15 protein-coding genes are annotated in these 14007 nt (G+C 64.3%); 11 read left to right on the forward strand and 4 right to left on the reverse strand.

The window, feature by feature from the left end:
- Positions 1-345 precede the first annotated feature (345 nt).
- The 5 genes from ku (at position 346) to O7A05_RS28185 (ending at position 5612) form a co-directional block, all read left to right on the forward strand.
- Positions 346-1254 (forward strand): non-homologous end joining protein Ku, encoded by a 909-nt coding sequence (gene ku, locus O7A05_RS28165; RefSeq protein ID WP_337096346.1) that lies wholly within the window; start codon positions 346-348, stop codon positions 1252-1254.
- A 17-nt stretch (positions 1255-1271) separates the two neighbouring features.
- Complete coding sequence (locus O7A05_RS28170; RefSeq protein ID WP_415927070.1) at positions 1272-2378, forward strand: tetratricopeptide repeat protein; 1107 nt, start codon at positions 1272-1274, stop codon at positions 2376-2378.
- Between the two features lie 192 nt (positions 2379-2570).
- The gene (locus O7A05_RS28175; RefSeq protein ID WP_337096348.1) at positions 2571-3206 is read left to right on the forward strand and encodes an alpha/beta hydrolase family protein; all 636 of its coding nucleotides are present in this window, start codon (positions 2571-2573) and stop codon (positions 3204-3206) included.
- A 153-nt stretch (positions 3207-3359) separates the two neighbouring features.
- On the forward strand, positions 3360-4136 hold the full coding sequence (gene xth, locus O7A05_RS28180; RefSeq protein ID WP_337096349.1) for an exodeoxyribonuclease III: 777 nt from the start codon (positions 3360-3362) through the stop codon (positions 4134-4136).
- A 285-nt stretch (positions 4137-4421) separates the two neighbouring features.
- A complete protein-coding gene (locus O7A05_RS28185; protein ID WP_337096351.1) occupies positions 4422-5612 on the forward strand; it encodes a hypothetical protein in 1191 nt (396 codons plus the stop codon).
- 70 nt (positions 5613-5682) lie between these two features.
- Here O7A05_RS28185 and O7A05_RS28190 read toward each other — a convergent pair whose 3' ends face one another.
- Positions 5683-5772, reverse strand: coding sequence for a putative RiPP precursor (locus O7A05_RS28190; protein WP_337096353.1), 90 nt, complete (start codon positions 5770-5772; stop codon positions 5683-5685).
- 115 nt (positions 5773-5887) lie between these two features.
- Entirely contained in the window at positions 5888-5986 is a 99-nt protein-coding gene (locus O7A05_RS28195; RefSeq protein WP_337096355.1) for a putative RiPP precursor, read from the reverse strand.
- Between the two features lie 280 nt (positions 5987-6266).
- On the opposite strand from O7A05_RS28195, the gene O7A05_RS28200 reads away from it, so the two are divergent.
- The 3 genes from O7A05_RS28200 to O7A05_RS28210 all read left to right on the forward strand — a co-directional run bounded on the left by O7A05_RS28200 (position 6267) and on the right by O7A05_RS28210 (position 10940).
- Positions 6267-7847, forward strand: coding sequence for a WD40 repeat domain-containing protein (locus tag O7A05_RS28200; protein ID WP_337096356.1), 1581 nt, complete (start codon positions 6267-6269; stop codon positions 7845-7847).
- A 182-nt stretch (positions 7848-8029) separates the two neighbouring features.
- Complete coding sequence (locus tag O7A05_RS28205; protein WP_337096357.1) at positions 8030-8710, forward strand: hypothetical protein; 681 nt, start codon at positions 8030-8032, stop codon at positions 8708-8710.
- A 232-nt stretch (positions 8711-8942) separates the two neighbouring features.
- Positions 8943-10940: an amidase gene (locus O7A05_RS28210; protein ID WP_337096358.1), complete on the forward strand. Its 1998-nt coding sequence runs from the start codon at positions 8943-8945 to the stop codon at positions 10938-10940.
- Between the two features lie 348 nt (positions 10941-11288).
- On the opposite strand, the gene O7A05_RS28215 is transcribed toward O7A05_RS28210, so the two are convergent.
- Together O7A05_RS28215 and O7A05_RS28220 are read right to left on the reverse strand one after the other, a co-directional pair.
- Positions 11289-11675, reverse strand: coding sequence for a hypothetical protein (locus O7A05_RS28215; RefSeq protein WP_337096392.1), 387 nt, complete (start codon positions 11673-11675; stop codon positions 11289-11291).
- Complete coding sequence (locus O7A05_RS28220) at positions 11639-12049, reverse strand: hypothetical protein (RefSeq protein WP_337096360.1); 411 nt, start codon at positions 12047-12049, stop codon at positions 11639-11641. The genes O7A05_RS28215 and O7A05_RS28220 overlap by 37 nt, the downstream gene beginning before the upstream one ends.
- 128 nt (positions 12050-12177) lie before the next feature.
- Between O7A05_RS28220 and O7A05_RS28225 the strand changes: the two genes are divergently transcribed.
- The 3 genes from O7A05_RS28225 (at position 12178) to O7A05_RS28235 (ending at position 13987) form a co-directional block, all read left to right on the forward strand.
- A complete protein-coding gene (locus O7A05_RS28225; RefSeq protein ID WP_337096362.1) occupies positions 12178-12735 on the forward strand; it encodes an isochorismatase family protein in 558 nt (185 codons plus the stop codon).
- Positions 12736-12821: 86 nt separating this feature from the next.
- Entirely contained in the window at positions 12822-13277 is a 456-nt protein-coding gene (locus tag O7A05_RS28230; RefSeq protein WP_337096364.1) for a GFA family protein, read from the forward strand.
- 578 nt (positions 13278-13855) lie between these two features.
- Entirely contained in the window at positions 13856-13987 is a 132-nt protein-coding gene (locus O7A05_RS28235) for a DUF1127 domain-containing protein (RefSeq protein ID WP_337096365.1), read from the forward strand.
- Positions 13988-14007 lie beyond the last annotated feature (20 nt).

Consider the following 14007-nt stretch of genomic DNA (forward strand, 5'->3'; position numbering starts at 1 on the left):
GGGCAGCGCTAACGTAGGTGGTCGAGGCGCCAAAAGATATTCAGCTCCGCGCCACTCCCCCTCTCCGTCTCGGCTTCGCCGAGCCACCTCTCGGCGAGGAAAAGGGCGACGCCGTCTCCATCGACGCTTCCTACAATTTGAATTATTCTCCGCGCCAACCGCCCCGAAAAACATTTCGCTAGGAATTCGGCACTATCATCAGGGGTCGGTGTAGGATTTCCACGGCGCTGATCGTCCTCCGGACGAAGCGCTGCAAAGAGCATGGTTCCAAAAAAGTGGGAACCGGTTTTTGGACAAGACCATGCTCCAACATAGTGTCAGTGCATGGCCGCGTAGGAGTTCATCATGGCGCCCAGGGCAAGTTGGAAAGGTTATCTCAAGCTCAGCCTCGTCAGCTGTCCGGTCCGGCTTTACCCGGCCACCAGCGCGAGCGAGCGCATCTCGTTCAATCAGCTGCACAAGAAGACGCACAATCGCATCAACATGAAGCCGGTCGATCCCGAGCTCGGCCTTGTCGAGCGCTCGGACCTGGTGCGCGGCTACGAATATGAGGACAAGCAGTACATCATCATCGATGACGCCGATCTCGACGCAGTCCGGATCGAATCCAACCACACGATGAACATCGAGGCCTTCGTCGACGAGAACGAGGTCGACGTCATCTATCAGGACTCGCCCTATTACCTCGCGCCCGACGGCGCCATGGCGGAGGAAACCTTCGCGGTGCTGAGGGAAGCGATGCGCAAGTCCGGCAAGCTCGCGATCGCCCGCCTAGTGCTCTCCAGCCGCGAGCGCGTGGTGACGATCGGCGCGCGCGAGAACGGCATGTTCGTCTGCACCTTGAGGAATCCCAACGAAGTGCGCGGCACCGCTGAATATTTTGGCAACATCCCGGCCGGCAAGCCGGATCCGGAGATGCTGGAGCTTGCGCTGGCGCTGATCAAGCAGAAGGAAACGCACTTCGATCCGAAGAACTACGAGGATCGCTACGAGGTGGCTCTGATGGCGATGATCCGCGAGAAGCTGAAGGGTCACAAGCCGATCATCGCGGCCGCGCCCGAGCGCGGCAATGTCATCAACCTCATGGATGCGCTGAAGGCGAGCCTGTCGCAGCAGGCGAAGCCGCCGGCCAAGTCGAAGAGCAAGGCCGAGGAAGCGCCGGCCAAGCCCGCCAAGAAGGCAGCCGCCGGCGGCGCGGCTGAGAATCCGCTGAAGGCGAACCTGTTGAAGGCTGTCGGCAAGAGCAAGAAGTGACGGGAAATGCAGGGCCACTGATCGTTCCCGGCGCCGTCTTCGGCGTCATCGGCGCGCTGGCCGCCTTTCCACTGCGCCTCGCTGCCCGCGAGGTCGAGCGCCGCCATGCGGAGCTGAGGCGCGGCGTCACCCGCCGCACCACTCACGTCGTGTTCGGTCGCACGCTTCTCGCCAAGGCGGCGAAATCCGGCGATGCCGAGATCGAGCGCCGCGTGAAGGTCGAACGCGAAGCCGGCCGCGCGCTGATCAGCGAGAGCGGTTTCCTGCGTCTGCTTGGGCTGATGAAGGGGCCAGACGCCTCGTCGCTCTCCAGGCAGTCTCTGATCGACCAGTCGCGACTCGCCGGCGACGAACTCGACATGCTGTCGCTGTTCGATGCCTTCGAGCATGACGGCGAACCCTATTCCTTCCGCGACCTGATCCTCGCGCGCAAATATGCCGGGCTGATCGCCAGCGGCGCCACCTGGGGCGCCATCGCGCGCTCGGTGCATCGTTCCGGCCCGGTCGCCTCGCTTACCGCCAAGTCGCTCAATCTCGGCTCGCAGCATGGCCGCCCGGATGCGATCTATCTCGACGAAGGCAGGAGCGAGCTCGACGGCCAGCTTTTGTTCGACCTCGGTTCACCCGAGGACGACACGCTGGAAGAACTCTTCGCCGAGGCCGAGATGGCGGAAGAGGAGGGGCGCCACGACGATGCGGCCGCGCTCTACCAGCGTTGCCTGGCGATCGATCCCAAGGACGCGATTGCCGCCTTCAACCGCGCCAATTGCTTGCGCGGCGCCAGCCGGGTTGCCGAAGCCGCGCATGACTATGCCCGCGCGATAAAGCTCGACCCCGGCTTCGTCGAGGCCTGGTTCAACCTCGCCGGGCTGATGAGCGACGAAGGCAAGGTCGCTTCGGCAAGGCGGCATCTGCAAAAGGCGATCGCGCTCGACAAGACCTATGCCGACCCGGTGTTCAACCTGGCGCGGCTGGAGTTTGACGGCGGCAATCTCGTCGAAGCTCGCCGGCTGTGGGTGCGCTATCTCGAGCTGGATGCAGTATCCGAATGGGCGCGGACTGCGCAGAAGGGGATACAGTTCGTGGATCTGCATACGGCAGGTGAGCGAGATGTTCGCGCTTGAACACCCCCCTCTGGCCTGCCGGCCATCTCCCCCGCAAGGGGGGAGATTGGCAGTTCAGGCGCCGCACCTATCCTCCCATGTTGGCGGTTGGCGAAAGCCGACGCGACGGCTGATCTCCCCCCTTGCGGGGGAGATGCCCGGCAGAGCAGAGGGGGGTGTGACGGAACTCGGCCTCGCAAGCGAGAGCTGTCCATGACCAGTTTTCTCTTCGACGGCGATGACTCCGCCCCCGTCACCATCCTGCTCGCGCACGGCGCCGGCGCGCCGATGGATTCCGCCTCGATGGCCGCCACCGCCAAGGCACTCGCTGCCGCCGGCTTTCAGGTCGCACGCTTCGAGTTCCACTATATGGCGGCGCGCCGCTACGGCCATCGCAAGCCGCCGCCGCGCGCCGAGACGGTGAACCCGGAATACGTCAAGGCAATCGCCGATCTGCGCGCCAAGGGCGTGACCGGCAGACTGATAATCGGCGGCAAATCGATGGGCGGCCGCGTCGCCTCCATGGTCGCCGACGAGATGTCCGCCAAGGGCGAGATCGACGGGCTGGTCTGTCTCGGCTATCCCTTCCACCCGCCGGGCAAGCCGGAGCAGTTGCGGACAAAGCATCTCGCCGATCTGAAGACGCCGACGCTGATCTTCCAGGGCACGCGCGACGAGTTCGGCACCAAGGAGGAAGTTGCGACCTACGGCCTTTCCCCTGCCATCGAGGTGATCTGGCTGGAGGACGGCGACCACGATCTGAAGCCACGCAAGGCGATCTCGGGCTTTTCGACGGGCGATCATCTAAAGACGATGGCGGAGACGATCAAAATCCGGATGGCGGACTGACTACGCCGCCAAGTCTGCCGAGATTCAGGTCAGGCCGAGTCGAAAATGGTGGTTTCCGAGAACCGGAGCGGAGCGTACTTGAAGTACGTGAGCACCGGAAGCGCAGGAAGCCGCCATTTGCAGACCGGCATCACCTAAATATCGACAGACTTGATGAAACTCGCCACCTTCAACATCAACAACATCAACAGCCGGCTGGAAAACCTGCTCGCCTGGCTCGTCAAGGCAAAGCCCGATGTCGTCTGCCTGCAGGAGCTGAAATCCCGCGACACCCAATTCCCGCTGACCCGGCTCGCCAACGCCGGCTATGGCGCGGTGTGGAAGGGCGAGCCGGCCTGGAATGGCGTCGCGATTCTCGCGCGCGGCGCCGAGCCTGTGCTGACGCGCGATGCGCTGCCCGGCGACGATGCCGACCGCCAGGCCCGCTACATCGAGGCGGCGGTCGACGGCGTCGTCATCGCTTGCCTCTATGCCCCCAACGGCAATCCGCAGCCCGGCCCGAAATTCGCCTACAAGCTCGCCTGGCATGAGCGCTTCGCGGCGCATGCGGGCGAGCTCCTCGACACCGGCCTGCCGGTGGCGCTCGCCGGCGATTTCAACATCGTGCCCGAGCCGCGCGATATCTATGAGACCCGCTCCTATGACGACAACGCGCTGGTGCAGCCTGAAAGCCGCGCCGCCTTCGCCGCGCTGATCGACCAGGGCTGGACGGACGCGTTGCGCAAGGTTTTTCCCAAGGAGCAGCGGCTCTACACTTTCTGGGACTATCGCCGGAACCGCTGGCCGCGCGACGCCGGCTTGCGGCTCGACCACATCCTGTTGTCGAAGAAGCTCGCTCGAAAACTGAAAGCGGCGGGCATCGACCGCGAGGTGCGGGGAGGAGAAAACCCCAGCGATCACGCGCCGGTCTGGGTGGAATTGGCGACCTGACCTTCTCCGGCAAGAAAGGAAGGTCCGCGCCGTCCCGCCGGGATTACTATTCAAGACGAATTTCCTGCGGACGCATCTTGCAGCATCAGCGCCCAACGCTAGAGCCGGATGATTTCAGGTCGAATCGACCTGAAATCTGAATCCGTCTCTATATCAAAGAGATAGAGCATGATGTCGTCCGAAAACCGCTTCACACTTTTCGGCATCATGCTCTAGTCTGCCAAGAATCAGAGGGGAGTGACCTGATGGTCTTGAACACCGGTCTGCAGCCATCGCCTGGCCGCCATGGCTGACACCGCCCTCGTCGCCCTCATCTCCGCCCTCGTCTTTGCCGGTGCGATCGCCCTCATCGCGATCGCACTGAGCTGGCGCCGCAAGCGCCGCAGGGCGCGCGGCAACCCCAATCCGGCGGGCGACTATGCGCCGCGCGCCGCGTGGGCGCCGACATCCGGCAAGCTCAACTTCTCGTCCTTCGTCTACATGGATGTCGACGGCGACGGCACCTATGGTCAAGCCGACCGGCCGATGGCGGGCATCGTGGTGCGGCTCTACGACGAACGTGGCACTTTCCTTGCTTCGGCGCGCAGCAACGCTGCCGGTTTCGCGAATTTCCCGATGTCGTCGAAGCGCCGCAGCGCGGCGATCCAGCGGCCCGGTGTCTATCGTTTCTCGGTCTCGGTGCCGCCGGGCTGGCGCGCCAGCAGCGCCAACCAGGACCAGACGGTCCGCCTGCGGGATGCGCCGGGCGCCATGGTCGGCCTCGTCGGCGAGGCGTTGCCGAAGCCGGTCGGCCTAGCGCCGGGGCGGACGTTGAACGGCAGGACGCCGGTCGCGACGGGCGTCACGCTGTCGATCATGGGCAAAGGTCAGTTGCTCGAGAACCGGGCGCTGCCTGCCGACGCCGCCTTCCGCTTCCCGCTCGGCGTCGACGCCGATGAAATCGTCATTGCGGGCTCTGGGCTCGATCGGCGACTGAAGCTGTCGTGCTATCCGGTCGATCTCGGCCTTTTGGTGTCCGGCGCGCTCTCGCCCGGCGCGGCGCTCAAGGCCATCGGCTTCGACGACATAACCCCGCGCGGCCTGTGCAAAGTGCCCTCCGGCCACGCCGGGCTAGACTGGCGCAATCTCAACGCCATGGCGCGCGACCACACCCCCAACAGCGAGGGCTATGTCAACGGCAACGTGTCCGGCGCCTACATCGCCTATACCAGCAGCGGCCATCCGGCCGAGTTCGGCCGCGACGCACCCTTCGGCTTCCACTCGGTGATGCTGACCGTGGCCTGGCTGGCCTCGGAAGGAGAGACCGCGCTGGTGGAAAGCTGGTTGGGGGACGAGGCGGTCGCGCGCGACGAGATCGTGTTGTCGGCGCTGGCGCCCGTTCAATACGCCCCCATGCTGCAGGCGGTGACACGTGTGCGCCTGTCAACGAAGCATCATTGGCAGATGGTGCTGGATGATCTGGTTCTTGCGCTTTGATTTGCGCTGGCCAAAGCGCGGCCTTCTTGGGATATCCCAAACGAGACCAATGCGTCGGCTGAAGCCTTGCTCAGAAGACGACGGAAGCTGCGCCGTTCGCGGTGATTGCCGAAAGTCTGTCCTTCTTGACCAGGGTCGGCATCACATAGGTTCTCTTCATCCAAGCTCTCCCGAAGCTTCCGCCGCACGATCTCATACGCACGTCTGCCGTCAAGCAAACGCCCGGGCAAGCTCTTCACCGTTAGCATTCCTGCTACGGCGCTGAAATTACATCATTAGGTGGTGCTGCCATTGACGATGACCGACGGACTGGCCACCACCGCCGAAAGCTTGCCCTTGCGGACCAAAACAGGCTTCTCGTAAGTTTTCTTCATAAGATGCTCTCCCCTGAAAATCCCGGTGGATAATCTCACATAAGCAATTTCTGTCAATGACCGGCGTGGAGCAGGCTTTTCTGTTTTGGGGATACCGTTCTACCGATACAACATCGCCCAATAATGGTCGCCGCGCCGGTTGGAGCCGGATGCCAAGATATCGCCGATGAAGCTGTGTGATGTCTTGCACTTAGCCTTGCAGTGGGCTCGGCTAAGATGCCGGGCCGCCTGCCGCCATCGGATTGTAAGGGGTTGAGGCCGCGAGGCGCGGGGGAAACAGATGAAGAGATCGACCGACAGGCTGCTGGCGCTGGCGATGCTGATCGTCGGCATTGCCTCTTTCGCCAAGCTCTATCCGGCGCTGGGCGGTGGGCCGGCGGCGACGGCGCGCCTGGAAGTCTTCGGCGCGGCCGGCGTGCTGTCGGTCCTTGCCGGGCTGCTTTTCCTCGCCGGCCTGCTGCCGGGCGCCGCCAGGCACGATCCGGCCGCCCCTTTGTTCGGTCGCGACGCCGGGATCGCGCCGGCCGGCCATCCGCGGTTGCGCCGCGCAGCACTCGCTTTGCCGCTTCTGGCCCTGATCGTGATCGTCGCCGACCAGTTTGGTCCGTGGCGGGCGCCGGGCAGCGAACCGGCGAAGGAGGTCGCCACCGCGCCGGCGGACCCGGCGCCTCGGCCGCCCGAGCCGAAGGCGAGCGCAAAACCAACCACGCCCGAGGCGAGCATCGAGCCAGCCGCGCCTGCATCCGCACAGGAAGAGGCCGCAAAGCCCGCGCTGCCCGAGCCGGTTGCGGCTCCTGTCCAGCCGGCACCGACAGCCGCCGCGCCGGCCGAGTCAGCGCCGCAGCCTGCCCAACCGGCAGAGCCGGTCGAGCCAACCGAGCAGACGGCACTCGCGCCCGCAACGCCGCCGCAGACGGAGGCGCCGCCTCCACCGGCACCTCCGGCCCAGCCGACCGCGCTGGAAGGCCACCGCGACGCGGTCGTCTGGCTGGCGGTGTCGGCCGACGGCCACGAGATCTTGAGCGCCAGCACCGACCGCATGATCAAGCTCTGGGACATCGACGGCAAGCGGCTGATCCGCGATCTTGGTCAGCACAAGGATATGGCGCGCACCGCGCTTTTCATGCCCGACGGCAGGACCGCGCTCACCGCCGGCGACGACGGCGAAATCGTGCTGCGCCAGCTATCCGACGGCACCGTGCTGCACGTCTTCTCCTCAGGGGCGAACGGCGGCGTCAGGCAGTTGAAGATCAGCCAGGACGGCAAGCGCGCCGTCAGCGGTCACGACACCGGTTCCGTGGTTGTCTGGGACCTGGAGAAGGGGGCGGTCTTGCATGTGCTGCCGGGCCACGACTGGTCGGTGAGCTCTGTCGCCATCTCGCCCGACGGCACCAGGGCGCTCACGGGCAGCATCGACGGTGAGCTGAAGCTCTGGGATATCGTTGCGGGCAAGCAGCTGCGCAGCTGGCACGGCCACGACCGCGGCGCCTATGGCGCGGTCTTCCTGGCCGATGGCCATCACGCGGTGACCGGCAGCGGCGACTACACGATCAAGCTCTGGGACCTCGACACCTTCAAGGAGGTCCGCCGCTTCGACGGCCATTCCGGCACGGTCTATGCGCTCGCCTTGTCGGCCGACGGCAAGCGTCTCGGCTCCGTCTCGCTGGATGGCACTGCCAGGATCTGGAACGTGGACACCGGCGCTGAGATCGCCGAATTCGACCCCGGCACTGGCCCTATGTATTCGGTTGCCTTCGCCGCCGACGGCACGCTATTGACCGGCGGCATCGACCGCACCATCCGCGACTGGCCGGCGGCGGGCGGGGACGGCACGGTGCTGTTTGCCGGGGCGCCGGAATAGCTAGGCGATTGGCGAAGGCCCGCGTGACAGCCACTCTCCTCCCTTGTGCGGGAGATGCCCGTTTCACCCGCCGAAGCTGCAGCGCAGCTGCTACGAAGGACGGCAGGGCAGAGGGGTGCTGTCCCGCCAGACCATCCGAAGAAGATCTGTACAAGGATTGTCCGAGCAGCCATCGTTGCCGCATGAGCAACACTGCCGAACCCACTTATTTTGTCTTGCAGGAGATCGATCCTGCGACCGGTTCGGCTGTCGCTGAGGCTCGAATCTGCGTCTTGGACCTGAAAGAGCTTGGCGCGGTTCTGGGTTGCAGCAGCACACAGCTATCAGGCTCATGGGAATTGGACCTGGGAGATATTCAAAGGCTGGGCGCGATCTGCATCCCACCTCGCGAGCTTGACCCGAGGCTCAATCGCATCGAATCCTGGCATCCGATCCGCGAAACACCGTATCTCGTTCACACGAATTTCGAGCTGCCGCTGATGCTGGAAGGTCGCAAGCCTCTGGCGGTGTTCCAAGACACCTATCCGGTGGAGTGGCTGACGGAAACGCTGGCCCGCTTCGACCCGTTCGTCCGCTCGGGTCGGTTGGTGCGCCGCATAATCGACACGCCCTTCACCGAGGCCGAGCGCGCTCGCTTCCCAAAGTTCGAAAAATGGCGGCGCGCCTTCTTCGCACTCCCCGGCGAGGAATGGCGAATAGACGCATATCTGCTGGCATCGAAAGTCTCCGCCAAGACCGGCTGGAACGAAGCCCTCGAACGGATGGAGGGCTCACTTCTCGGCTATGAGAATTGGCAGAATGATTGGTGGGTTGAGCGTAGAGCACGACGGCGGGAGGCGGGCATTCGTCGGAAAAATGAATAGAGCCTTTGGATTACCTGACGGGTCGGCGGGATAGCACCCCCTCTGGCCTGCCGGCCATCTCCCCCCGCAAGGGGGGCGATCGGCAGTTCCTGCGACGGCGCCCTCTCTGCAGCGTCAGCGATTGGCGAAAGCCGTCGCGCCGGCCAATCTCCCCCCTTGTGGGGGAGATGCCCGGCAGGGCAGAGGGGGGTGTGACGGAACGCAGCTTCTGTAAGGAAATTCGATCCCCATCATGCTCCACCTCGTCGAAGCCTCGATCGCCGATCTGCGCCGCGCGCTGGAAAACGGCACCGTCACCAGCGTCGAGCTTGTCGCTGCGTATCTGCGGCGCATCGCCCATTACGACCGCCACGGCATCGCGCTCAACGCTGTGCCCATCCTCAACCCGAAGATGTTCGAAGAGGCCGAAGCGTCCGACCGGCGCCGGCGCGAGGGCAAGACGCTCGGATCGCTCGACGGCATCCCCTACACCGCCAAGGATAGCTACAAGGCGACGGGCCTGACGGTTGCCGCCGGCTCGCCGGCCTTCGAGCATCTCGTCGCTACGGAAGACGCTTTCACCATCGCCCGGCTACGCGCGGCCGGCGCGGTGCTGATCGGCCTTACCAACATGCCGCCGATGGCCAATGGCGGCATGCAGCGCGGCGTCTATGGTCGCGCCGAAAGCCCGTATAACAAGGATTTCCTCACCGCCGCCTTCGCCTCCGGCTCGTCCAACGGCTCGGGCACGGCGACGGCCGCCAGCTTCGCGGCTTTCGGGCTGGGCGAAGAAACCTGGTCGTCCGGCCGGGCGCCCGCTTCCAACAACGCGCTGGTCGCCTACACGCCCTCGCGCGGCGTGATCTCGGTGCGCGGCAATTGGCCTTTGGTGCCGACCATGGATGTAGTCGTGCCGCATACGCGCAGCATCCCCGACATGCTGGAGCTGCTCGATGTGATCGTCGCCGACGACAACGAGACGCGCGGCGATTTCTGGCGCGTGCAGCCTTGGGTGAATATCCCGAAGGCATCCGAGCTCAGGCCGGCGAGCTATGCTGCGCTTCCTCTGCAAGGCTCACTCAAGGGCAAGCGGCTCGGTGTGCCCAGAATGTATATCGGCAAGGACGAAGGCGCCGACCGCCCGATCGAGACGCGCGCCTCGGTACTTGAGCTCTGGCGGCAGGCGGCGCGCGATTTGGAAACGCTCGGCGCCGAGGTGGTTGAGGTCGATTTCCCTGTCGTCTCCAACTACGAACGCGACCGTCCGGGCGCGCTGTCGATGGTCGACCGCGGCCTTGTGCCGCCGGAATTCGCCGAACGCGAGATCTGGGACCTGTCCATCTGGTCCTGGGACGATTTCCTGCGCGCCAACGCCGATCCGGCGATTCCCGATCTCGCCTCGGTCGACGGCGCAAAGATCTTCCCGCAGCCGCCGGGCACGTTGCGCGATCGCTATGGCGATGCCGATTTCGATCTGGCGCAGTATGTCGAGCGAGCGAAGCGCGGGGTGGCGCCGCTCGCGGACATTCCCACCATCGAGGCGGGCCTGAAAGGCCTGGAAGCAACGCGCCGCGCCGACTTCGAAGACTGGCTCGATGCCAACCGGCTCGACGCCGTGGTGCTGCCGGCGGTCGCCGACGTCGGCCCGGCCGATGCCGACATCAACGAGGCTTCCGCCCGGCTTGCCTGGCGAAACGGCACCTGGGTCGCCAACGGCAATCTGGTCTGGCGGCATCTCGGCATCCCGACGGTGACGGTGCCGATGGGCACCATGGCCGATATCGGCATGCCCGTCGGCCTCACCTTCGCTGGCAAGGCTTATGAGGACGTGGCATTGCTGACGATCGCCGGCGAGTACGAGCGCTCTACAAGGCGCCGCACCGTTCCGCCGCGCACGCCGGCGCTGGCCGATGATGTGTTCGAGGGCAGGGGCGCGGCGAGTCGTGTTGGCGATCCCCCGCTCACGCTGGCGCTCACGGCTGAGACGACCCGCGCCGGCGACACCGATGAGATCGCGATCGCGCTGAGGACCGCCGACGCGGCGGTAGTGAAAGTCCACGTCAACGGCGAGCCGGTTTCCATGCAAGGCAACGGTAACCGATTCACCGGTCGCGTGATCGTACCGGCCGCGACCCATCAAGGCTTCCATAGCATCTGGCGCGGTTCCTATGGTTCGATCGTCACGGCCATCGCGCGCCTGCCCGACGGTTCCTGCAAGGGAACCTTCACAATCACCGGCGGGATCGGGTAACAGGCTGCGGCCGATCTGACAGAGTCAACTCACGAGGCCGCTGGACCCGCGCCCTGGGCGGCAGCGAGGGCACCGAGATGAAGCGCATCAGCGCCTACTGCCAGAATTTGCGCCGGCCTTCGGCAGTGCGCGGCAAGCTGGTCGCCGCCACCCGCGCGAATCCATAATGCATGGCCGATCCGAGGAGCGTCGGAAACGGTTGGCGACTACTCCGGTCCGCCCGCCAGATCGGCCGCCAGCGCGATGATGTCGAACACAGCGCCCGCCGCGCACACCGCGTTCCGGCGTGACGATCGCCTCTTGCTCCGCCCTACGATGACGAACTCTGGGCCTGATGCCTGCAAGCCATCATTCCTCCTCGGGCTCTTTCCGCGCGCGGTGCCACGGTTGGCCCTTGCCTTCCCGCCATGCGCACCAGCCATAAGGAAGGTCCCAGAGTTCGCGGAGCGAGCTATCGAATTTCACCATCTCAGACAGCCCGATGAGCATGGCATCGGCCATCTTGAAATCGACAGCTCGGTTCAGGAACTGCCAAGCGCCATCATCGTCGTCGTGAGTAACGTAATCTACAATGTGCTCGCCCCTGATTATCTGATGAATCGTAATGACGGCCACATTTGGCGGATCGTCAAAAGGCCAATCAGGATCAGTGGCAGTCATACGCAAAATCCCGTGGGTTGGCGTATCGATGCTTCTCGTCAGGAAGGCAATGAAGCGAGCCAGGCGTCCCAGCATTCCTGTTGCATTCGTGGAAAGACAGGCACCACATCGAGGCCGTCGGCAAAGATGTTGACCAGATCGGTCTCTTTCGGCGGCTGCCCCATCTTTACTTTGCAGGCAATTAGTCCGCGGCTCATCTCGATCACTGTTCCTTCCGGGTAGACTCTCCCGCTGGCGCCGTAACAGAAAGGCAGCAGTCCATCCAATTCAAGGCGCAGGCGAATCTGGAACAGCGCTTCGAAATAGTCGTCCTCTTCGGCCTCGATAACCTTGTCCTGATAACTGCAGATGAGTCGGCATTTTGTCCTCGCATCATGCAGCGTAAAGACAGCCTGCTCGTCATCACCCTGTGTGCCTGCCCCGATCAGGAACACGGTGTGTTGTTCCATCATCTTCGCTCCCATTGATTGGTAACGATAGTTGCATCACGCTCATATTGCAACTGATGATTGTTTGTGCGTCGCTTGTGAGTTGTACTTGCCCTTGACCCACCTCCCGCCCACGCTATCTTCGCGCCATGCCGGACACCTCTCCCTCCGCCGCCGCGCCGCTGATTGTCATCGACCTGCAGACGGGCATGTTCGATGGCCGTTTCGATCCGCCGATCCACGACGCCGACACGATCGCCGAACGCGCCCGCAGGCTGATTGATTGGGCGCGGTGCACCGGCCGCAAGGTGGCCTTCATCCGCCATGACGGACCGCCCGGCGATCCGCTGGCGCCGGGCGCTTCCGGCTGGCCGGTCTGGCCGCTGCTCGGCCAGGCCGACGACGAGCCGACTTTCGGCAAGAATGTCGGCAACGCCTTCTCCAACCCTGACCTAGCAGCATGGATAGCGGGGCAGGGCGCGAAGGACGTCGTGCTCATCGGCGCCCAGACCGATTTCTGCGTCGCCGCCACCGTGAAGGGAGCCTTCGCCGAAGGCCTTGGCGTCACCCTGGTCTCCGACGCGCATTCGACGCTGGATTCACTGGAGGAGAAGGCGCCCGACATCATCGCCCGCCACAACGAGGCCTTCGCGGGGCAGGGCGTGCGGATGACGACCACGGCGGAGCTGGTTGGGGGCAATAACTGAAAGGCCGCGTTCCTTCGCCCCCCCTCTGTCCCGCCGACATTTGTCGGTAAAGTCTCGATCCAACGATCCAACCCAAGGAGCCGATCTTGCCCACCCTCACTCTGCCCGCTGAAGGAGGCTGCCGCTGCGGCCGCGTGCGGCTGAAGATCTCGGCAAAACCTTTGCTCACCATGGCCTGTCACTGCACCGGCTGCCAGTCGATGTCGTCCAGCGCCTATTCGCTGAGCGCGGCGATCCCCTCGGAGGGGTTCGAGATCACAAAAGGCGAACCGGTGGTCGGCGGCCTGCACGGCGCGTCGAAGCACTATTTCTGCGGCTACTGCATGACCTGGATGTTCACGCGGCCGGAGGGGATTGACTGGTTCGTCAACCTGCGCCCGACCATGCTCGACGACCATACCTGGTTTGCGCCCTTCATCGAGACCTGGACATCTGAGAAGTTGCCCTGGGCGGCGACGGCGGCCGTGCACAGCTACGAAGCGCTGCCGTCCTTCGAGGAATATGAGCCGCTGGTCGCCGAATACGCCGGCATCCAAGGCTGACTAAAAGCCGGGCCGGTCGAAAAACGGTGACCTAGGGCAAGGTCGCCATTGCCATTTCCGTTCATGGTCGACGCGGCCGTTGGGGGCGCATTGTTGGGGATGTGCTTGGGCGTCCGCGTCGACCACGGCGGCCTCGTACCGCAGACGTCACCATGGCACATTTGCAGCCGGCTGAAACTTCCGCGAAAACGGTATATGGCGGGCGTGGAGCGCGAGGCTTTCATGGCCGCTATAGGTCGACGCCCAATGTGAGACGACCCCTCTGGCCGCTCCGCGGCCATCTCCCCTCAAGGTCCTCTCGGGGAGATGAATCAACCCATCAGGCGACAAGCCCAAGCGTCTGACATTGCAGGCCACGCAAGCTCCCAATTTTCGCGCAGCCTGCGTGGCCGATCCCGCAAACTAATTTGCATGCATATGTTTCAAGCCGCTTCGGCTTCGTGAAGCATTTCACCGTTCGCGCGCTATCGACTGGTTACAGACGCATCGCAAAAGCGACGCCGGGAAGAGGCGGCGCCGGTTTTCCGCCGCTGATAGATGTATGGAGGCTCTCATGATCAAAAGTCTTAACAGGATCCGTGCCCCCCTTCGCGCAGGCCAGCAAGCGCCGGAGGACGACGCGCGAGCTCTACGAACTGCCGGCAGAGATCCAGAAGGACATCGGCTGGCCCGAGCGGGCCGAGCCCGACGAAATCCGCCTGCCGTTCTAATCGCGTGGCGCCGAAGACGC

Origin of the sequence: Mesorhizobium argentiipisi (SeqCode) (assembly GCF_037179585.1) — a bacterium.
Taxonomy (GTDB): domain Bacteria; phylum Pseudomonadota; class Alphaproteobacteria; order Rhizobiales; family Rhizobiaceae; genus Mesorhizobium; species Mesorhizobium argentiipisi.

What these genes read in the sequence shown, in the direction of transcription:
- ku (WP_337096346.1), top strand. Translation starts at nt 346, where the DNA reads ATGGCGCCCAGGGCAAGTTGGAAAGGTTATCTCAAGCTCAGCCTCGTC.
- O7A05_RS28175 (WP_337096348.1), top strand. Translation starts at nt 2,571, where the DNA reads ATGACCAGTTTTCTCTTCGACGGCGATGACTCCGCCCCCGTCACCATC.
- xth (WP_337096349.1), top strand. Translation starts at nt 3,360, where the DNA reads ATGAAACTCGCCACCTTCAACATCAACAACATCAACAGCCGGCTGGAA.
- O7A05_RS28185 (WP_337096351.1), top strand. Translation starts at nt 4,422, where the DNA reads ATGGCTGACACCGCCCTCGTCGCCCTCATCTCCGCCCTCGTCTTTGCC.
- O7A05_RS28190 (WP_337096353.1), bottom strand. Translation starts at nt 5,772, where the DNA reads ATGAAGAGAACCTATGTGATGCCGACCCTGGTCAAGAAGGACAGACTT.
- O7A05_RS28195 (WP_337096355.1), bottom strand. Translation starts at nt 5,986, where the DNA reads ATGAAGAAAACTTACGAGAAGCCTGTTTTGGTCCGCAAGGGCAAGCTT.
- O7A05_RS28200 (WP_337096356.1), top strand. Translation starts at nt 6,267, where the DNA reads ATGAAGAGATCGACCGACAGGCTGCTGGCGCTGGCGATGCTGATCGTC.
- O7A05_RS28205 (WP_337096357.1), top strand. Translation starts at nt 8,030, where the DNA reads ATGAGCAACACTGCCGAACCCACTTATTTTGTCTTGCAGGAGATCGAT.
- O7A05_RS28210 (WP_337096358.1), top strand. Translation starts at nt 8,943, where the DNA reads ATGCTCCACCTCGTCGAAGCCTCGATCGCCGATCTGCGCCGCGCGCTG.
- O7A05_RS28215 (WP_337096392.1), bottom strand. Translation starts at nt 11,675, where the DNA reads ATGCTGGGACGCCTGGCTCGCTTCATTGCCTTCCTGACGAGAAGCATC.
- O7A05_RS28220 (WP_337096360.1), bottom strand. Translation starts at nt 12,049, where the DNA reads ATGGAACAACACACCGTGTTCCTGATCGGGGCAGGCACACAGGGTGAT.
- O7A05_RS28225 (WP_337096362.1), top strand. Translation starts at nt 12,178, where the DNA reads ATGCCGGACACCTCTCCCTCCGCCGCCGCGCCGCTGATTGTCATCGAC.